The organism is Pseudalkalibacillus sp. JSM 102089 (assembly GCF_041366475.1).
Lineage (GTDB): Bacteria > Bacillota > Bacilli > Bacillales > Guptibacillaceae > Guptibacillus > Guptibacillus hwajinpoensis_B.
On the sequence record NZ_JBEWYW010000010.1, the window covers coordinates 50,893 to 70,540 of the forward strand.

General features: G+C 39.4%; 17 protein-coding genes. 6 read left to right on the forward strand and 11 right to left on the reverse strand.

What is annotated here, in order from left to right; translation table 11 throughout:
• Window positions 1–202 precede the first annotated feature (202 nt).
• On the forward strand, window positions 203–931 hold the full coding sequence (locus tag ABVF21_RS18120; RefSeq protein WP_371018720.1) for an amino acid ABC transporter ATP-binding protein: 729 nt from the start codon (window positions 203–205) through the stop codon (window positions 929–931).
• Window positions 932–1,017: 86 nt separating this feature from the next.
• Here the strand turns inward: ABVF21_RS18120 and ABVF21_RS18125 are convergent, their stop codons facing one another.
• Window positions 1,018–1,557 (reverse strand): GbsR/MarR family transcriptional regulator, encoded by a 540-nt coding sequence (locus tag ABVF21_RS18125; protein ID WP_308809528.1) that lies wholly within the window; start codon window positions 1,555–1,557, stop codon window positions 1,018–1,020.
• Window positions 1,558–1,882: 325 nt separating this feature from the next.
• On the opposite strand from ABVF21_RS18125, the gene ABVF21_RS18130 reads away from it, so the two are divergent.
• The 3 genes from ABVF21_RS18130 to ABVF21_RS18140 are packed head-to-tail and all read left to right on the forward strand — an operon-like array spanning window position 1,883 to window position 4,860.
• Complete coding sequence (locus tag ABVF21_RS18130) at window positions 1,883–3,091, forward strand: quaternary amine ABC transporter ATP-binding protein (RefSeq protein WP_303533102.1); 1,209 nt, start codon at window positions 1,883–1,885, stop codon at window positions 3,089–3,091.
• Entirely contained in the window at window positions 3,092–3,925 is an 834-nt protein-coding gene (gene choW, locus ABVF21_RS18135) for a choline ABC transporter permease subunit (protein WP_194220255.1), read from the forward strand.
• Between the two features lie 11 nt (window positions 3,926–3,936).
• The gene (locus tag ABVF21_RS18140; RefSeq protein WP_371018721.1) at window positions 3,937–4,860 is read left to right on the forward strand and encodes a glycine betaine ABC transporter substrate-binding protein; all 924 of its coding nucleotides are present in this window, start codon (window positions 3,937–3,939) and stop codon (window positions 4,858–4,860) included.
• A 47-nt stretch (window positions 4,861–4,907) separates the two neighbouring features.
• On the opposite strand, the gene ABVF21_RS18145 is transcribed toward ABVF21_RS18140, so the two are convergent.
• The 10 genes from ABVF21_RS18145 to ABVF21_RS18190 form a co-directional block, all read right to left on the reverse strand.
• The gene (locus ABVF21_RS18145; protein ID WP_226616095.1) at window positions 4,908–5,807 is read right to left on the reverse strand and encodes a glycine betaine ABC transporter substrate-binding protein; all 900 of its coding nucleotides are present in this window, start codon (window positions 5,805–5,807) and stop codon (window positions 4,908–4,910) included.
• A gap of 14 nt (window positions 5,808–5,821) precedes the next feature.
• A complete protein-coding gene (locus tag ABVF21_RS18150) occupies window positions 5,822–6,484 on the reverse strand; it encodes an ABC transporter permease (RefSeq protein ID WP_194219978.1) in 663 nt (220 codons plus the stop codon).
• A complete protein-coding gene (locus ABVF21_RS18155; RefSeq protein WP_303533110.1) occupies window positions 6,477–7,616 on the reverse strand; it encodes an ABC transporter ATP-binding protein in 1,140 nt (379 codons plus the stop codon). Before ABVF21_RS18155 ends, ABVF21_RS18150 begins: the two co-directional genes overlap by 8 nt.
• A 187-nt stretch (window positions 7,617–7,803) precedes the next feature.
• The gene (locus ABVF21_RS18160) at window positions 7,804–10,131 is read right to left on the reverse strand and encodes a YhgE/Pip family protein (protein ID WP_371018722.1); all 2,328 of its coding nucleotides are present in this window, start codon (window positions 10,129–10,131) and stop codon (window positions 7,804–7,806) included.
• A gap of 188 nt (window positions 10,132–10,319) precedes the next feature.
• The gene (locus ABVF21_RS18165) at window positions 10,320–10,895 is read right to left on the reverse strand and encodes a TetR/AcrR family transcriptional regulator (protein ID WP_303533116.1); all 576 of its coding nucleotides are present in this window, start codon (window positions 10,893–10,895) and stop codon (window positions 10,320–10,322) included.
• A gap of 10 nt (window positions 10,896–10,905) precedes the next feature.
• Entirely contained in the window at window positions 10,906–12,156 is a 1,251-nt protein-coding gene (locus ABVF21_RS18170) for an ATP-binding protein (protein WP_371018723.1), read from the reverse strand.
• A 187-nt stretch (window positions 12,157–12,343) separates the two neighbouring features.
• Complete coding sequence (hemY, locus tag ABVF21_RS18175; protein ID WP_303533121.1) at window positions 12,344–13,756, reverse strand: protoporphyrinogen oxidase; 1,413 nt, start codon at window positions 13,754–13,756, stop codon at window positions 12,344–12,346.
• Window positions 13,749–14,702 carry a ferrochelatase gene (gene hemH, locus ABVF21_RS18180; protein ID WP_371018724.1) on the reverse strand — a complete coding sequence of 318 codons (954 nt, stop codon included), beginning with the start codon at window positions 14,700–14,702 and terminating at the stop codon, window positions 13,749–13,751. Before hemH ends, hemY begins: the two co-directional genes overlap by 8 nt.
• A 21-nt stretch (window positions 14,703–14,723) precedes the next feature.
• Entirely contained in the window at window positions 14,724–15,767 is a 1,044-nt protein-coding gene (gene hemE / locus ABVF21_RS18185) for a uroporphyrinogen decarboxylase (protein ID WP_194219985.1), read from the reverse strand.
• Between the two features lie 172 nt (window positions 15,768–15,939).
• Entirely contained in the window at window positions 15,940–18,138 is a 2,199-nt protein-coding gene (locus tag ABVF21_RS18190; RefSeq protein WP_371018725.1) for a transglycosylase domain-containing protein, read from the reverse strand.
• Between the two features lie 159 nt (window positions 18,139–18,297).
• On the opposite strand from ABVF21_RS18190, the gene ABVF21_RS18195 reads away from it, so the two are divergent.
• Together ABVF21_RS18195 and ABVF21_RS18200 are read left to right on the forward strand one after the other, a co-directional pair.
• A complete protein-coding gene (locus ABVF21_RS18195) occupies window positions 18,298–18,807 on the forward strand; it encodes an antibiotic biosynthesis monooxygenase family protein (protein WP_194219987.1) in 510 nt (169 codons plus the stop codon).
• 60 nt (window positions 18,808–18,867) lie between these two features.
• A complete protein-coding gene (locus ABVF21_RS18200; RefSeq protein WP_371018726.1) occupies window positions 18,868–19,626 on the forward strand; it encodes a PRC-barrel domain-containing protein in 759 nt (252 codons plus the stop codon).
• Window positions 19,627–19,648: the final 22 nt, after the last annotated feature.

Consider the following 19,648-nt stretch of genomic DNA (forward strand, 5'->3'; position numbering starts at 1 on the left):
GATAATTCCTCAATTTGCGCAAACGCTTTCACTAACTATTATAAAAGAATGCTGGTTATAGTACAACAGCTAACAATCCCTGGTTTTCTATCAATAAGAACAACTTCTTTTATAAATGAATCAAGGATTGGTATAATAGAATTTATCGGCAAACCCTTCCAAACGAAGGAAGAATGTAGAACGAGAGGAGATAGGAGCAACAATGAGCATCATCCAAGTAAAAGATCTAAAGAAATCGTTCGGAGATTTAGAAGTACTTAAGAATATTAATACAGACTTAAAAGAAAAAGAGGTTGTATGCGTCGTTGGTCCTTCTGGCTCAGGTAAAAGTACCTTTCTTCGGTGTTTAAATAAATTAGAAGAAATAACTGGTGGTAGTGTGATCGTAAATGGCCACAACATAGCTGATCCTAAGACGAATATCAACAAAGTTCGACAGGACGTTGGAATGGTTTTTCAACATTTTAACCTTTTCCCTCATAAGACCGTGCTTGAAAACGTGACTTTAGCCCCAATCAAAGTCAAAGGGGATAATAAACAAAACTCAGCCAAAAAGGCGAAGGAGCTTCTCGCAAAAGTTGGCCTTGAAGATAAAGCCAATAATTATCCCGGGGAATTATCTGGGGGTCAAAAGCAGCGTGTCGCTATAGCAAGGGCTCTTGCTATGGAGCCAAAAGTTATGCTTTTCGATGAACCAACCTCTGCACTTGACCCTGAAATGATTGGTGAAGTTCTAGAAGTCATGAAAGACCTTGCCAAAGAAGGTATGACGATGGTTGTTGTCACACATGAAATGGGGTTTGCTCGCGAAGTAGGCGATCGTGTGATTTTCATGGATGGTGGATATATCGTTGAAGAAAACGTTCCTAATGAACTATTCTCAAATCCTCAAAACGAGCGGACGAAAGCTTTTTTAAGTAAAATCCTATAACAAAACGTGCAGGGTTTCCCTGCACGTTTTGTTATTATGTAGAGCGCATTCAAAATTTTTATGAAGCAATATCTTGCTAATATCCACTACTTTTCTTCATTATCAATAACATCGAATATCTTTCTAGATTCAAATAAGTCCACTACCTTATTCAACCACTCATAGTATCCCAACGCATAAGACATTTTATCTAAATCAGCTTCTGCCGTCATTCTTTCTTCGTTAGAAATATCATTCTCCAGTACGTCCATAAGTTCAGAAATGGATTCTCTACAAGCATCTCTATTCATTTCAATCCCTTTACGCCAGTGAATACAAAAGAAATCTGTAAAGGTTTGATACCAATCTGACTTCACCTCGTAAAGATCTTTACGCTCGCCCTTTCTCCATACCTTATCAACCATATTTAAGTCGATTAACGTTCTTACTCCGGTAGACATACTTGTCTTACTCATTTGAAGTTTATCTTTCATTTCATCAAGAGTCATTGGCTCTTTTTCAAAGAACATTGCACCGTATAGTCGCCCCACAGAAGGTGTGACGCTATATATATCCATATTTTTAGAGATGGATTCAATAACACGTTCTCTCGCATTCTCAACTCTATTGTCTTGCAAACTATGCACCTACTTTTCCAATCGTTTGTCATTTCATAGTTTAGTGTTAACCTCGTTGATTGTAAAGTTTACATGTGAACCTTGTAGCATATACTAGCATCTTTGACGATACTTAAGCATTTACCCGTTTAGTTTGTACAGTTTTTTCTGTATGTACTGAATTAACTGATTTTGAGCTCTCACGCCGTTTGTAGTATTAAGTACCTACACTCTATACTTAATAGGTCGGTAAAAAAAGACTAGTAAATGACTGATTATCGTAAATTTCGACATATTTCAGTGATTTTTGTAACTTTAACCGTTGAAATTTATTAATAAAGGTAGAGGTGAAACTATGGAAAAAGCCAAAATTACTGTAAAAGATGTAACAAAAGTATTTGGCAAATCGCCCAAACAAGCTATAAAGCTATTAGATCAGGGCAAATCAAAAAATGAAATACTTAAAGAAACTGGAAATACTGTGGGTGTAAATCGAGCAAGCTTCGATGTATATCCCGGTGAAATCTTTGTCATCATGGGACTATCAGGTAGTGGTAAATCTACGCTTGTTCGTCTACTCAATCGATTAATTGAACCAACTTCAGGTCAGGTTCTCATTGATGATGAAGATATCGTCAGGATGAAACCTGAACAGCTTCGTGAAGTAAGAAGAAAGAAGCTTAGTATGGTATTCCAACGCTTTGCTCTTTTCCCACATCGAACTGTTCTTGAAAACACGGAATATGGACTAGAGGTACAAAGTATTGGCAAAGAAAACCGAGCAAAAAAAGCGCAAGAATCACTTGAACTTGTTGGTTTGAAAGGATATGAAAATAGCTTTCCTTCTGAATTAAGTGGTGGTATGCAGCAGCGTGTTGGTCTTGCTCGTGCTCTTGCGAACGATCCAGATGTACTATTAATGGATGAGGCATTTAGTGCACTAGATCCCCTTATTCGTAAAGACATGCAAGATGAGCTCCTTGAACTTCAAGAATCAATGGAAAAAACGATCGTCTTTATCACCCATGACCTCGATGAAGCACTTCGCATCGGAGATCGCATTGCATTAATGAAAGATGGTTCTATCGTTCAAATTGGTTCTCCAGAAGAAATCATGACAAATCCTGCAAATGACTATGTTGAACGCTTCGTTGAAGATGTGGATCTTTCAAAAGTGTTAACAGCTTCACACGTAATGAAACGTGCTGAAACGCTACGAGCTGATCGTGGGCCACGTGTTGCGCTGGAGCTTATGAGAGAACAAAAATTATCTAGTCTTTATATTGTTGATAAAAAGAAAAAGCTGTTAGGCGCTATTACAGCAGATGCCACGGCAAAAGCTATTGAGGAAAAGAAAGATATCAATGACATTTTAATCACAGACCTTCCTACTGTATCACCAGAGACTTTACTCACGGATATGTTTGTAAAAATGGCAGACTCATCCCTTCCTCTCCCCGTTGTCGATGAAGCCGATAAATTTCAAGGCATCATTGTAAGAGGTGCAGTTATCGGGGCACTCGCAGGCCACGAAACTGAATCCGCGAAAGGCGAGGTGAAATAAATGCAACTTTTTCCTAAAATACCACTAGCTGACTGGGTTGATAGTATTGTTGATACGTTAACCGATAACCTTGAACCAGTTTTCGATAGTATTACATCTGGGATTGATTGGTTCGTAGAAGGGATCGTTTCCATACTAGGTTTCCCGCCAGCTCTTGTTCTCATTGCAATCTTTACGATCCTTGCATGGTGGTCAAGTCGCTGGCCAATAGCTGTATTCACGTTACTCGGACTTCTCTTAATCGATAATCTCGGTTATTGGGATCCAACTATTCAAACGTTAGCACTCGTATTAACTTCGGTCATTATATCGATTATTCTCGGTGTACCACTTGGGATTTGGGCATCACAAAGTGACCGTGTAAGAGGAATTATCACACCGATATTGGATTTCATGCAGACAATGCCTGCATTCGTATATCTCATCCCAGCTATTCTATTCTTTGGGATTGGTATGGTACCCGGAATCATAGCTTCTGTCATCTTTGCAATGCCTCCTACGATTCGTCTTACGAATCTTGGCATTCGTCAGGTGCCGGAAGATTTAATCGAAGCATCTAATGCATTTGGATCTACAACAAAACAAAAGTTGTTTAAAATACAACTCCCACTAGCTACTCCCACGATCATGGCAGGAATTAACCAAAGTATCATGCTTTCACTTTCAATGGTCGTTATTGCATCTCTAGTAGGTGCACCTGGTCTCGGAGCAGACGTATATCGTGCTGTAACGCAGATCAAAGTTGGTATTGGTTTTGAAGCTGGTCTTGCCATTGTTATTCTAGCAATTATGCTTGACCGGATTTCTCAAAATATAGGTAAAACAAAAAATTAAGGGGGAATTACATGTTTAACTTTAAAAAAGGGTTAACAGGACTTGCACTATTTTTGTCACTCACATTGATTCTTGCTGCTTGTGGCGGTAACAATGCCGGAGATAGTAGTGAAGGTTCCAGCGAAGGCGGTACTAACGTTGGAGAAGCAGTAGATTACGAAATTGTAGGAATTGAGCCAGGCGCTGGTATTATGAAAGCTACGACATCTGCACTTGAAGAGTACGATAGCCTTAAAGGTTGGGAATTAATCGAATCCTCTTCAGCTGCTATGGCGGCAGAACTTGGTAAAGCAATTGATGATGAAGAACCGATTATCGTTACTGGTTGGACACCACATTGGATGTTCGCGAAATACGACCTTAAATATCTTGAAGATCCACAAGGCCTTTATGGTGAAGAAGAAAACATCGAAACTTTTGCACGTATGGGGTTAAAAGAAGATCAGCCTTCTGCTCATACAATTCTTGATCAGTTCAACTGGACTCCAGAAGACATGGGCAATGTTATGGTCGAAGTACAGGAAGGTGCAAAGCCTGAAGAAGCAGCACAAAACTGGGTAGACGAACATTCCGACATGGTAGAAGAATGGACTAAAGGTGCTGAGGAAGTAGACGGTGAAGAAATCTCACTTGCATATGTAGCATGGGATTCTGAAATCGCAAGTACGAACGTAGTAGCTAAAGTTCTTGAGAGCGTAGGCTATGAGGTTAAATTAACTCAACTTGATGCAGCTTCTATGTTCATCGCTGTTTCTGAAGGTGATGCTGACGCAATGGTAGCTGGATGGCTTCCAATTACACACGCTGACCTTCTAGATGAATATGGTGACAACATGGACCGTCTTGGAGTAAACCTTGAAGGTGCGAAAACAGGACTTGTTGTTCCATCATACGTTGAAGCTGATTCTATTGAAGATTTAAAACCAGCTGAATAACATAAATGAAAAAGCGAGATGAGGAATTCCTCATCTCGCTTTTTTTATTAATCAATCAATCCTTTTTCTTTCAAGAATTCCATTGCAACATCCTCAGGCTCTTCTCCATCCATATCCACTTTTGCATTCATTTCAGACATTTCTTCTTCTGAAATACTTCCAGCAAATTCGTTCACAACCTTCTCAAGATCAGGATGTGAATCAAGAACTTCCTGTCGAACAATTGGCGCAGCATAATATGGTGGGAAGAATTGCTTATCGTCTTCAGTTGTCGCAAGATCGAAACGAGCAATTCTTCCATCAGTGGTAAAGGCAGGAATCACATCGACTTCACCTTCATTTAAAGCATCGTACATGATATTCGGATCAAGACTCACTTCGTCTTTGAAATTAAAACCATAAGCTTCTACTAGGGCATCGTAACCATCTTCTCTTTCGTAGAACGTGTGTGGTCCACCAAATACCAAATCATCTGAAGCTGGGATAATATCCGAGAACGTTTTTGCATTTACCTCTTTATTTGTGTCTTGAGTCATAGCAAGCGTGTAGCCATTCTCAAATCCAAGTGGTTCAAGCCAAACAAGATTATATTCATCTTTGTATCCTTTTTTCACCCGTTTAAAAATCTCATCAGCTGACTCATCGGATTCAGCACTTTCCTTAAGTACCGCTTCAAGACCTGTACCTGTATATTCCACGTACATATCAATATCACCATCGATAAGCGCCTGTTGTAGAATATTCACTTCACCAACACCGGCATCAACCTCTACTTCATAATCACTGTTAGCCTTTATGTACTCTGCAAGAAGGTGTGGTAAGATATATTGCTCAGTCCAGGGCTTACCAGAAATAACGATCGGATCACTTTCTTCACTTCCGCTATCTCCTCCACATGCAGCAAGAACCATTACAACTCCTAGTAAAAGTAAGGTAATTCTCTTCAAACGAATCTCTCCCTTTATTTTTTTGCTTTAACTCCTTTAGGAGTTGCCGCATTTTCTAATAATTTTAGAATTAAATCAAATCCAAGAGCCAGAATAGTTGCAGGAAGTGCACCAGCTAATACGAGCTCATCTTTATTCGAGGTAAGACCACGATATATAATATCGCCAAGTCCTCCTGCACCTACAAAAGTAGCGAGAGTTGCTACTCCGATTGTTAGGACAGTAGCTGTTCTGACACCAGCCATTATAACCGGTAGAGAAAGAGGAACTTCGATCTTCATCAAAATTTGCATATTCGTCATCCCCATCCCTCTTCCAGCTTCAATAGAAGATTGATCTACGGAAGTGATGCCAGTGTACGTATTTCTGAGGATTGGAAGAAGCGCGTAAACCGTTAAAGCAATAATAGCTGTTATGTTTCCAATTCCTAGAAAGGGAATGAGAAATCCGAACAGGGCTAAACTTGGTACTGTTTGAAAGATAGCTGCCACCGCAATGAATGGCTCCGCTAGCTTCTTTCTCCGTGAAATAAAAATACCAAGTGGAACAGATATTAATATGGCAATCACAATAGAGATGAACGAAAGGAATAGGTGCTCCTGAAGTGCTACTAGTATATCATCCCACCGATTCTGCATCGTCTCAATAAATAGAATGAAAAAATTCTCGTCATTCATTCAGGCTCCCCCCCTCTCTTTGATCATATTGTTCAAGTCCTGCTAACCCTCGCATCATACTACTTCTTGTAACTAATCCTGTGAGCTTATTATCTTCAACCACAGGGATATTGATCGGTTGATTTTCAGCAAATCGTTTCGCTATTTCAGGGTAGAGCGTGCTCTCATTAATGGACTCGATCACTTCAATCACATCCACAATTCGTTTCCCATCATCACCATAATGGTTTTGAACCTGTTCTAGCGTAACGACACCGATATATTCCTGCTCTGGCCCTGTTACAACCAGGCTATCGACTCGCTCTGATTTCATTAGACGGAACGCTTCTGCAAGACCTCTACTTTCTTTCACAGTTGCTACTTTTCTAATCATTAAATCGACAGCTGTTGGAGCTTGCCCTTTAGCCATTCGTTCATCACCTATGAAATTGCGGACAAATTCATTCTTAGGGTGGCGTAACAAGCGATCCGGCGTATCTAGCTGAAGAATTTCGCCATCTTTCATAATGGCAATACGATCGGCGATTTTCATAGCTTCATCCATGTCGTGCGTAACAAAAACAATTGTTTTCTGAATTTCTTTCTGAAGCTTTACAAGCTCGTCCTGAAGCTGTTCTCGACTAATAGGGTCTAATGCGCTAAATGGCTCGTCCATCAAAATAATTGGTGGTTCTGCTGCAAGTGCACGAATGACACCCACTCTTTGCTGTTGACCGCCACTCAATTCTAGTGGATAGCGAGACCGAAAAATAGAAGGTTCTAACCCTACAAGATTAAGCATTTCATCGACGCGCTTATCTATTTTATCTTTGTCCCATTTTTTCAGTTTGGGAATTAAGGCAATATTTTCAGCGATTGTCATATGTGGCAAAAGTCCGATTTGTTGAATGACATATCCAATGCTTCTCCTTAGTTCAACCGGGTCCTGATCTGATATTGGTTTTCCATCAATATAAATTTGTCCACCACTTGGCTCAATTAATCGATTAATCATCTTCATTGTAGTCGTTTTTCCACAGCCGCTTGGCCCAATGAGCGTTAATAATTCGCCCTTTTCAATATGTAAATTAATATCCTTTAGTGCTTCAGTACCATCAGCAAATTTCTTATTAATATGCTCGAAAGTAATCATTCTATCGCCTCTCCTGCCTCCCGAAAAATCCATAACTTCATAATACTTACCCTTTCATAACCTAATATGAAACCCTCAATGGCGCTTCATCACAACTTTCTTACTATTACTGTATCGTTTTTCCATCCATTTATCAAAAGAAAAGAGGCCGTCTCTATCAATTGATAGAGACAGCCTCCTTGTTTCATTATTCATTCATAGCTGGTTCCAAGCCATGCTTTTTACGCTTTTTCAATTCTACAAAGAAGAAGGTAATGGTTCCAATAGCAAAGATCGCAATAAACCCTAACAGAACATATACATTTTGCCACATGAAGTCAAAATCACCACTTGAAATGACGGCTTTCAAACCAGAAACTGTATACGTCATTGGCAACCATGTGTTAAAGATTTGTAGTCCTTCTGGAATTAACTCAAGCGGGAAGGTACCTGCACTTGTTGTTAATTGTAAGATCAAAACAATGATCGCTACAAATCGTCCTGGATCTCCTAACGTTGTAACAAAGAACTGAATCAACGCCATATAAGCGAGACTTGATACAATGGAGAAGAGTAGAAATAAGGGAATACTCTGTACTTCGATTTGCAATCCGTATAATAGAAGCGCATCCGACACAAGCGCCTGAATTACTCCCACAGATAGTAGAATGCCATATTTGCTCATAAACCATCCAATTGCTGTACGTGGGCTTCCAGCCGGATCACGAAGTGGGAACACAATGGACATAAGTAGCGCTCCTACAAATAGACCAAGTGAAAGGAAGTATGGTGCAAAACCTGTTCCATAGTTTGGTACAGATGAAACGGCTTCTGTATCTACATTTACTGGATCCGCAAACATATTGTACGTTTCCTCATCAGCATTTGTATTAGAAGTTTCCTCAGCCGCTTCGCCAAGTTTATCACGAAGCTCTGTTGTACCATCTGTGAGTTTCTGAGCCCCACTGTCAAGATCTTTAGATCCATCCGCTAATTGACCTGCACCGGATGATAAATCAGACGAACCACCTTCTAATTCTGTTAGCCCACTCACAAGCTCTTGTGAACCACTAGATAGTCCATTCATTCCTGAGTTGATTGTGCCAACATTATCAATCATGCTGTTCCAACCAGTCGCTACAGTATCGTTACCATCTGCAACCCGCATAGCTCCATCTTGAAGCTGAGCAATTCCAGACTCTGCTTGATTAATGCCATCACCCAGATCACTAAGTCCATCTTCTAGTTTTCCTTGTCCTTCATAAAGACCACTAGCACCTTGAGCAAGTTTCCTTTGTCCTTCTAATAGAGCATTCATCTTAGAAGAGACGCCTGAAAGTTTATCTGAAGCGTTAGCAAATGTCGCTGCTACTTCTCCAACTGACTTCGCCGCTGAACCAGATTTCTCAGCAATCGGTTGAAGCTGGCTAATTAGCGCCTGCTTCTGCTCATCCGTATATTGATCACTTGCTTGAATCGATTCAATTACGCCTTGCAGTTCTTTAGGTACCGCTGTTGCATTCGTAACTCCACTCGTTAGTGACCGTTTTAATCCTTCTGTATCAACTTCTGGTAATGAACTATTTTCTAATTCTGCAACAGATTGATCTAATCCAGCCATTAACTGCTTCGTTCCAGCACGGCTTTCTTTTATACCAGATAGAAGTTCTTCTTGGCCAACTTTAAATTCACTCATTTTAGTACCAAGTTCTCCAAGCCCATTACTTACTCTTGAAGCTCCATCAGCTAGCTCACTAACTTCTGGTTGTTTTTCTTTTAAACCGTTTAATAAATCGGTGGTACCTTTATTTACCTTACTAATGCCATTTGCAAGATCAACGGACCCGTTTTCTGCACTACTAATGCCGTTGGTTAACTCAATTGACCCTTCATTGAGAGAGGCTAAGTTGTCTTTCAACTGCTGTGTACCGTCTTTTAATTCGGAAGAGCCATCAGCAAGCTCACCTGCACCATCTGTTGCTTCCGATAAACCATCAGCTATTTCACTGAACTTATCAAAGACAAGCTCACTGTAATTTTCAGTGATGTTCTCAGCAATTTGAGATTTAATTTCACTAACAGCCGTTCCACCGATCTGTCCAGCTAGAAAGTTAAAGCTTTCATTGGGAACATATTCAAGGTTTAGTTTATCCGGGTGTTCATCAAGAACAGTTGTCGATTTCTGAGAGAAGTTCTCGGGAATTTGAATTTTCATATAATAAGTTTGATCTTCAAGCCCTTTGTTCGCTTCTTCTTCATCTACAAAATCCCACTTGAATTCCGGTTCATCTTTCAGTTTATCTACTAATTCATTACCGATTTCAAGATGTTCCCCTTCGAAATCTGCCCCACTGTCACTATTAACAACAGCGACGGGAATTTGATCTAAATTTTCATAAGGATCCCAGAATGCCCACAAAAACATTCCACTATACATTACTGGAATAAATAACACCGCAATAACGGGAATTAAGATTTTTTTATTTTTTAACAATGACGACCATTCTGACCGAAATAGCCGAGATGATTTTTTCATTTTTGTCCTCCTGTCTATTTGACCAAATTTCTCAATTAGTCATTTTAAGCCAAAAAAAAGCAATGTTCTTTTTATAAAAACGCCTCAATTGACCATTTTTTAATTATGGTCATTTTTTGCTACAAAAAGTAATATATCACCGTTTCGTTAGAATAGCAATAGCAGTATTCCACTTTCTTTGGATACTGCTACTTCAATTTAATCCCGCTCATCATATAAAATTCCAGGTGATTTGCGATCTCTTCTTTCGTAAATGAAGAATGAGTTTTTTCCCAGTCAAAAATGAGTGCAATATACATTTTAAACATAAGAAATGCTGTAAGAGAAGGATCACACTTCTTTACTTCACCATCAGAAATACCTCTCTCGATTTCTTGTTCTAGAAAAGAAAGAATGGCCTTCTCAACAAGATCAAGGGCGTCCATTGCTGCAGGCGTTCCAATCTCACGCACTTCTTGAGATAGCTTTATAGCTAATTTGTGCTCCTTCCGATGTTCCAGCACACTATAAAGAGCCCGATGAAGATTGACAAAAAAGGACTCCTCTCTACGAATTGAATCTTGAGCAAGCCCCTTCAACTCCAATACCATACCTCTTACAATTTCATTGAATAGCTCTTCTTTATTTTTAAAAAAGGTATATATGGTTCCTTTTCCTACATTCGCAATTTTAGCGACTTGATCCATTGTCGTTGCTTTATAACCAAACATGGAAAAAGATTTTTCTGCTGCTTCTAAAATGCTTTTTCTTCGATCGAACGTCATCATTATCCCCCTATTGCTTGGTGATTGGTAGTGTTATTGTAACCGTCGTTCCTTCGCCTAGTAAACTTGTGTAATTCACTCTTCCACCAATATTTCGAATTAGCCGGTTCGTGATCATTGTACCTAAGCCGGTTCCTTTCGATTTTGTTGTATAAAATGGAAGTCCGATCTTTTCAAGCTCTTCCTTGCTCATCCCGGCTCCATTATCACGAATAACGATATCTACCGTACCTCTTTTTGTTCCGTATTGCAAAGCAACATGAATCAATCCTTCTCCTTCAATTGATTCAATTGCATTTTTTATAACGTTTATTAAACATTGTTTTAATTCTTGGGGATTACCCCATATATGAAATGCGCCCTTTTCATCATATTGAATTTTAACCGCGTAGTACGAGGCTAATACTTCCGTTAATGCAACTGTATCTCTGACAATTTTATTCAAATCTACTTGTTCACAGTCACTTTTGGAAGGTTTGATAAGCATCAAATAATCTGTAATGATTTTATTCGTCCGCTCGATTTCTTCAAGCATCAATGGGGCATAATTTTGAACTTTGGTGTCTACTGTGTCAGCCGAAATAAACTGCAGAAGACCTTTGACAGTCGTAAGCGGATTCCGTATTTCATGAGCGATAGCAGCAGCCATTTTTCCCGCAACTGATAGTTTCTCAAGATAAACCGTTTCTTGAAGTTGAATATTTATTAATACAAGTCGTTCAGTTAAATAGAAAATAATGAAATAGGCGATTGCAAATGACGTGAAATAGATCGGATAAAAATAGGTTTTTAACGGTTCTAAGAAAATAAGAATGATGGCAATATACGAAATGATAAATAGAATTCCTGTGAAAATAATCCCTTTCCACTTTCGGATTGATCTTTGAAAGTGGTTCATAAATCCAATTGCAATGAGAAACCCAACAATCGCAATAAGAACTCCAACCCAAGCATTTTCTCCACCCATCCAAGTTCGTGTTACAGAAATCGTGATCATGCAAATGAGGCCAGGCAGTTTGCCACCGTATAATGTTACAAGAATAAGAGGAACAACTCTTAAATCAAATACTGTATCTCCGAATTTTTCTAACGGAAAGAGCATACAAAGCAGAGCCATCAAGGAACTGATCACTCCATAAATCATCTTCTCTTTCAGGTTAATCGAGCTTGCTCTTGTAAATGGCATGACCATATTCCAGAGAAATAAGACTGAAAAGAGCATTGAAATATTAATAAGTAAGGGCCTTGCCATTTCCGACATGATTCGTACTCCTTTATTACTAATTGTTGCCATTTATATTCTACCATTAGAGTTTCATCTACACTAACAAAAATAGATAATAGTTCCAGTATAACATTTGTTAATCTCTACAAAATCCACTCCTTTAAGTGAATGATAGCGAATAGAAATATAAAAAAGGTTCACCGCATTCGGTGAACCTTCCTTATTATTTGAAGAAATTTTGAACTGAGGCTACAGCTGCCTCCCCCTGATCGATACAGTCAGGGAGACCTACTCCATTGTATGAAGCTCCAGCTAGAAAAACGCCCGGCATTTTCTTTTCAATTCCTGAAATAACGGTTTCAATTCTATTACGGTGGCCAACCTCATATTGCGGCATAGATTGTCTCCATCTCGTAATTCGGTAAAACTCAGGGTGGCCTTCAATTTCCATAATTTGATTCAGATCGTTTAATACTGTCTGAACGATTTCTTCATCACTTTTCTCAACAATTCCATCATTACCTGCTCGACCTACATAACAACGAAGAAGTACTTTTCCTTTTGGTGCAGAATGTTGCCACTTACGATGTGTCCAGGTACAGGCGGTAATCGTATAATCAGCGTTTCTAGATACAACAAATCCTGTTCCGTCCATTGCCTTTTTTATGGCTTCTTCAGGGAAAGCCATTGCAACTGTTGCAACCGTTGTGGAAGGCATGTCCTTTAGTGGAGCTACTTCCTGATGGTCTCGTAACATATGATATACCTGCTGATGCGGGGTCGTGATGATAACAGAATCAGCTGATAACTCCTCGCCGTTTGTTGTCTTAAGCGTGTAAGATCCATCGGCCTCATTTTGCTTTAATTGATCCACGTTAACATTTTTTCTAATGTTAACGTCTGTTAAGCATCTTTCAATTCCCATCACAAATGACTGTAAACCTGATTTGACCGTAAGGAAAGCCGGCTTTTTCTTACCAGTGCTTCGGCGAGAAGGTGGTGTCGTCTTCTTCATCCCTAGAATTAAACTACGGTACTTTCTTTCCACTTCTGAGAACTGAGGGAAGGTTGACATAAGGCTGAGTTTATCGATATCTCCTGCATAAATGCCTGACAGTAAAGGTTCGATTAAATTCTCAACAACCTCATTCCCAAGTCGTCTTCGAAAGAATAGTCCAAGTGACTGATCTCCCTCTCCCTGTTCTCTCCTCGGAAGAACTAAATCTCCTGCTGCTCTAGCTTTCCCTTTTAAGCTAAATAGCTTTGTCGAGATAAATGGAGAAAGCTCCGTTGGGATTCCCATTACTGCTCCACCTGGAATCGGATAGAGCTGGTCATTATTTAATACGAAGGCCTGTCCAGTGGAATTCGGAACAAGTTGATCTCCCATTCCCACTTCATTCACAAGACGTGCTGCGCTTTCCTTTCTAGCAAGAAAGGAATCAGGACCACGTTCAATCACAAAACCATTTGTCGTATCCGTTTGAATCTTTCCACCTAAACGATCTTTGCCTTCAAGTAACGTGATTTCATAGGATCGATTTTCGTTCCTCATCTCTTTTTGAAGGTAATAGGCGGCGGTTAATCCAGTAATCCCGCCTCCGATAATCACGATTTTTTTTGTTTGTTTACTCATACTGTATCATCTTCTTTTTTATTAGTTCATGCTTCACAACTGTTGCTAATATCTCTATAAATTCATCCGTTGCATTGGGCATTTCCGGACGATGATAGGCTGCACCAAGTTCAGTGGTCATTTGTTGACATTCGTAATCATTGTCATATAGCACCTCGAGATGATCAGCGACAAATCCTACCGGACAGTAAATAAATCCTGTGTAACCTTCTTGCTCAAATAAGTCTCGAGTTAAATCTTGAATATCTGGCCCAATCCACGGATCGGGCGTATTGCCCTCGCTCTGCCATCCAATGGCATAATGTTCTATCCCAGCTCGTTCAGCAATATGCTTTGCTGTTTCTTCTAGCTGTCCTGGATAAGGATCCCCGTTCTGCAAGATTCTCTCAGGCAAACTGTGAGCAGAGAATATAACAATGGTTTTCTTTTTTTCCTTAGCATCAATCTGGCTTAAACACGATTGTAATTGATTCACCCAATATTGGATGAACTTAGGCTCGTTGTACCACTGGTCGATCGAATAGATACTGGGGAAGCCCCGTTTATCTGCTTCAGCTCTCGCTCGTTCATTATAGGTCTTTACACTTAATGTAGAGTAATGCGGAGCAAGAACAAGACTAACGGCTTCCTCAATCCCATCTTTCTGCATATTCCGAACGGCATCTTCTACAAAAGGTTCAATATGCTTTAAGCCAAGGTAGCTCTTAAACTCTACCTCTTCGCCAAATTCTTCATTCATACGATCCTCTAGCTTCTGAGCCTGTTTTGTTGTTATATCCGATAAGGGAGATATACCACCAATCGCTTCATACCGTTCAATCAAATCCTCCAACATTTCTTCTGTAGGTCGCTTCCCCCGACGTATATGTGTGTAGTATGGTTCAATTTCTGCTTCACTTCGCGGTGTACCGTAAGCCATAACTAAAAGGCCAATGGTTCGCTTCATGCCATACCTCCCCCATTTCCATTAACTGTTCTTACGCGTATATTCGTGTACAAAATTCGTTAAACGCTGCAATGTCTCAACTTGAACCTGTGGGAACACCCCATGACCTAGATTAAAGATAAATCCTGGCGTCTCCATTCCCTGATCAAGAATTTCTTTTGTTCTTTGTTCAATGACTTCCCACGGTGCAAGTAGAAGTGCAGGCTCGAGATTCCCCATGAGCGGCTTTTTAATCCCTTCAACTTCTCTCGCCTTCTTAATTGAAATTCTCCAGTCTATTCCAATTACATCAACAGGGAGCTTGTTCCATTCCTGAATAAGATGACTCGCTCCAACGCCAAACATTAAGAGTGGGACATTCAGTTCTTTTAAAGCAGAGAATATGCGATTCATAACAGGAGCAATATACGTCCGATAATCCATATCATTTAACGCACCAACCCATGAATCAAATAACTGGATAGCTTGAGCACCCGCTTTTACTTGAGCTGTAAGATAAGCAATTGTCATATCCCCAAGCTTATTCATTAGCTGAAACCATCCTTCTGGATCAGAATACATGAATGCTTTCGTTTTATGATAATTCTTAGAGGGTCCACCTTCAATCATATAGCTTGCAACAGTAAACGGCGCTCCGCTAAATCCAATTAAAGGAACAGACAATTGCTCCCGTAGCATCTTAATAGTTTCCATTACATAAGGAATATCTTTCAGTGGATCAAGTTCACCTAGTCGATCAATATCAGATCTACTCTTAATGGGATTATCGATAACAGGGCCTACACCTGATTTAATTTCTACATCCACACCGATAGATGGAAGTGGCGTCATAATATCTGCAAATAGTATAGCTGAATCAACACCAAGCTGTTCAACGGCAAATCGCGTCACTTCAGCCGCTACTTCTGGGTTTAGATTCATTTCATGAAATGAATATTTTTCTCTAATTTTTCTATATTCAGCCTGGTATCGACCTGCTTGTCTCATATACCAGACAGGTGTATGATCTGTCGCTTCTCCTCGGCATGCCCGAAGAAATTGATCATTAAATGATGCTTTATTCATGCTTGTCCACCTTTCTAATTGCAAAACGTACTTTTTTACATCCTTACATACTATAGCGATCGTAAGCTTCAGTGTACAGATATTGAAGAAAAAAGTCATAAAATCGTCCAACTTTGAAGCCGTTTACATCGTCTACTTTACCATAAGTAACCGATCGTTTAAGTGAAAATCCTCACTCATTTACTTGTTTTTCCTCTATCTTTTTATCTTCTTTCTCTTCTTCATTACCTTTAAACCGATCAAACAAACTGACGGAAGCTTCATTAGATGCCTCTCCTTCTTGCTCTGTTAACGGATTATAAGGAACTACTTGATAAGATACAGATCCAAAGAATGAGATCGAGTTTCTTGTATATTCCCCTTTTCCTTCAACTTCAGCTATCTTTTTTCTCTCCCCATCTTTTATTTCATAGATGTGATAAACAATACGATCATCAGAGGATGCTGCCCAATTCAATTTGACAGCGGGAAGACCATAAAGGAAATCAAAATCTGCCTTCAAATCATTCACTTTTGGCAGGGTAATAGGTTTTTCCATATCTTTCAATCCTGAAGGCTTACTAAATTCCTTAGTACTATTCTCATCGATTGAAGTATTTACCACCTTTTTAAAAAGTTGAACCGGATATTCACTTCCACCCGTCAGATACTGTGATTCCGTTGTCCGGTCATACCCCATCCATACTGCACCCACCAAATCTGGTGTAAAACCGACAAACCAGGCATCACGCGAACCACCCGATACTCCCTCATACGAAGTTGTTCCAGTCTTACCAGCGATAGCCACATCTGCTTCTCCACTTATGGCGGTACCATTCTTAACGACACCTTCGAGTATTCTTGTCATATACCATGCCGTTTGTTTGGAGTATACTTTCTCTTCCTCTTGTTTTGCTTCACCTACTACCTTGCCGTCATTATTGTATAACTTACTAATAAAATATGGATCGACATGCTTTCCTTCTTGAGCAAAAGGACGATAGGCTTCCATCATTTCAAAGGGAGAAACGCCCTTATCAATCCCTCCAAGAGCGATTTTTAAATCATTATCTTCAATTGAAAGGCCACTTTTTTCAAGAAAAGATTTTGAATATGAAATTCCAATCTCATTTAATAACCAAACTGCAGGTGCGTTAGCAGATACTCTGACAGCATCATAAAGAGAGAGTTGACCAGCGTATTGGTTATTATAGTTAGATGGAGAGTACCCATCGTAGTCAGTCTTTTCGTCCTTTAATAATGTATAAGGACTGTATTCCTTTTTCTCAATTGCTGGCCCATATACGGCTATAGGCTTGAATGCAGATCCAGGCTGTCTCTTTGAGGTCACGTGGTTAAGACCCTTCTGAACATAATCACGACCTCCCTGAACCGCTACTACTCCACCACTCTTTGCATCCATCATCGTCAGAGCCCCTTGAGGCGGATTGTTAGGATCACTTCCTGGGAAAAGCTTTCCGTTTTGAAATTGTTCATAAGCTGCTTTCTGCAAATCTTTATCCATTGGCACTACGATCTTATAACCACCACGTAATACTTCTTCATTCGAAAGATTAAATCGAGTCTTCGCTTCTTGAAGCGTCATATCAATGTACGTAAGGAAAGCTGCTTCCTTTGTTACTTCTGCCACATCAAGAGATAGCGTCTTTCCTTGAAGTCGAACCGCTTCTTTGGGTGTTATATAATCCTGCTTTTCCATTAAAGATAACACTAAATCTCTACGCTCTTTACTCTCTTCAGGATGATTAATTGGTGAATAATTTGAAGGTGCTTTCGGAAGTCCAGCTAACATGGCTCCTTCTTCAACACTTAACTCTGAGACTGGTTTATTAAAAAACAACATTGAAGCTGACTGTATACCATAAGCCCCATGTCCAAAATAAATTTGGTTTAAATACATTTCTAATATCTTCTTTTTACTATAGTTACGTTCTAAATTAATTGCGATAACAGCTTCTTTCGTTTTTCTTAACCAAGATTTGTCATTAGTTAGAAAAACATTCTTCGCTAATTGCTGTGTAATCGTACTTCCGCCTTCTACTTTTTTTCCAGCAAGAATATCACGATAAAGCGCTCGGCCAATTGCTTTTACATCAAGACCATGATGATCGTAGAATCGGCTATCTTCAGTTGCAACGAAAGCTTCCTGAACATGGTCTGGAATATCATCTATTGAGACCGGCTCACGGTTTTCAAAATAAAGTTTAGTAATAATTTCCCCATCTTTATCGACAAGTTGGGTAGCTGAATTCATCACAAGCTTTTTTTCGTCGATGACATAGTTTCCAGCAAGTAATATCCCCAAATACCCTAATAATCCAATGAGGAATACAGCTAATGTTGCGATTAAGCCGATGCCGAGTTTTTTCATTCTATGAGGCACTCCCTTATTAACTTAATTACAGCTAAGCTTACATGAAATAATGTTATATTTGTACTATATACAATGACGATTCTGTTTAGTTTTTGCCAAATAAGGGTAAAGTATCAGGCAATTCTCCCTGATCACTTCATTGAAAGGATGAATAAGATGAACGTTTACGTTACATATGGAACATACGACTATTTATCAAAGGTAAAAGAAGATCATGACGGAGAAAATGTAAAGCTTTTTTCTAATTCTGATGGTGCTGCACTTTATCACGAAACGTCTTCCGAAACTTTTTTCAAAAACGCTAAGAAATATGAATTAATGGACGAAAAGGGCGAGGTAACTGATCCTGGTTTTGTTGTTTTAAACCATATTCCTGTTGAGGAAAGTGAACGAGCGATATTTGAAGATAGGTTTAAAAACCGCGCTGGGAAAGTGGAAAATGAACCCGGGTGTCAAGGAATTCGAATTTTACGTCCAGTTCATAACGATCCATATATCGTCGCCACATTCTGGAATACTGAGAAGGACTTCAAGAATTGGCAAACTTCTGAAGCTTATCAAACAGCGCACAAAAATCGTAACACAAGTAAAGGACTTCCAAAAACGATCTTTTCAGGAAAGCCATATCTTAAAACTTATCAAGTCGAAAAAACAGATTCGGTTTAATTCTTAACGTGGTCGGGTAGTTTTTAGCTTAAGTGAATTATTCATATAGGAGTGAGCCTCATGTTAGTAAGCGAGAGTGAAGTGAATAAATACACGATCGATACAAAAGATGGCAACAAAGGCGTCTTAAAAGAGCTCTTTTTCGATGATGAACATTGGACTATAAGGTATCTTGTTGTCGATACACACAAATGGTTACCTGGTCGAAAGGTATTGATTTCTCCGATTTCAATCGAGAAATTGAATCACGAGAATGAAGCCATTTCAGTTTCACTTACATCTGAAGAAGTAAGTGAAAGCCCTGATATTGATACCGATCAACCTATTTCTAGAAAACACGAAATGGAACTGAACCGCCATTTTGGCTGGCCTTATTATTGGGTAGGAACTAACGCCTGGGGTAACGGGATGTATCCAAGACCGTTTATGGCTGATGATTTACCTGATGCTGATTCAACCTTGCATCATTCTAAACAAGACGAAGAAAATCACTTGCGAAGTAGTAATGAAGTAGCTGGATACCACATTCAGGCGACTGACGGTGAAATTGGTCATGTTAAAGATTTCATTTTTGATGAAGAATCATGGCAGCTTCGATATATCATTGTCGATACTAAAAACTGGTTTTCCGGAAAAGAAGTACTGCTCTCTACAAAATGGATTCATGACATTCACTGGCAAGATCGATCGGTAGTTGTAAATATAAAAAAAGAAGAAGTTCGTCAATCACCAGAATTTCGTCTAAACGAACCCATTACTCGCCGTTTCGAAGAAGACCTTCATACGCACTATGGGAAAACGGGATACTGGAAATTTTAATGAAAGCGAGGTGGCCATTCAC

Excerpts from the sequence above, each read along its gene's own strand:
- ABVF21_RS18120 (WP_371018720.1), top strand. The coding sequence starts at position 203 with ATGAGCATCATCCAAGTAAAAGATCTAAAGAAATCGTTCGGAGATTTA.
- ABVF21_RS18130 (WP_303533102.1), top strand. The coding sequence starts at position 1,883 with ATGGAAAAAGCCAAAATTACTGTAAAAGATGTAACAAAAGTATTTGGC.
- choW (WP_194220255.1), top strand. The coding sequence starts at position 3,092 with ATGCAACTTTTTCCTAAAATACCACTAGCTGACTGGGTTGATAGTATT.
- ABVF21_RS18140 (WP_371018721.1), top strand. The coding sequence starts at position 3,937 with ATGTTTAACTTTAAAAAAGGGTTAACAGGACTTGCACTATTTTTGTCA.
- ABVF21_RS18150 (WP_194219978.1), bottom strand. The coding sequence starts at position 6,484 with ATGAATGACGAGAATTTTTTCATTCTATTTATTGAGACGATGCAGAAT.
- ABVF21_RS18155 (WP_303533110.1), bottom strand. The coding sequence starts at position 7,616 with ATGATTACTTTCGAGCATATTAATAAGAAATTTGCTGATGGTACTGAA.
- ABVF21_RS18160 (WP_371018722.1), bottom strand. The coding sequence starts at position 10,131 with ATGAAAAAATCATCTCGGCTATTTCGGTCAGAATGGTCGTCATTGTTA.
- ABVF21_RS18165 (WP_303533116.1), bottom strand. The coding sequence starts at position 10,895 with ATGACGTTCGATCGAAGAAAAAGCATTTTAGAAGCAGCAGAAAAATCT.
- ABVF21_RS18170 (WP_371018723.1), bottom strand. The coding sequence starts at position 12,156 with ATGTCGGAAATGGCAAGGCCCTTACTTATTAATATTTCAATGCTCTTT.
- hemY (WP_303533121.1), bottom strand. The coding sequence starts at position 13,756 with ATGAGTAAACAAACAAAAAAAATCGTGATTATCGGAGGCGGGATTACT.
- hemH (WP_371018724.1), bottom strand. The coding sequence starts at position 14,702 with ATGAAGCGAACCATTGGCCTTTTAGTTATGGCTTACGGTACACCGCGA.
- hemE (WP_194219985.1), bottom strand. The coding sequence starts at position 15,767 with ATGAATAAAGCATCATTTAATGATCAATTTCTTCGGGCATGCCGAGGA.
- ABVF21_RS18190 (WP_371018725.1), bottom strand. The coding sequence starts at position 18,138 with ATGAAAAAACTCGGCATCGGCTTAATCGCAACATTAGCTGTATTCCTC.
- ABVF21_RS18195 (WP_194219987.1), top strand. The coding sequence starts at position 18,298 with ATGAACGTTTACGTTACATATGGAACATACGACTATTTATCAAAGGTA.
- ABVF21_RS18200 (WP_371018726.1), top strand. The coding sequence starts at position 18,868 with ATGTTAGTAAGCGAGAGTGAAGTGAATAAATACACGATCGATACAAAA.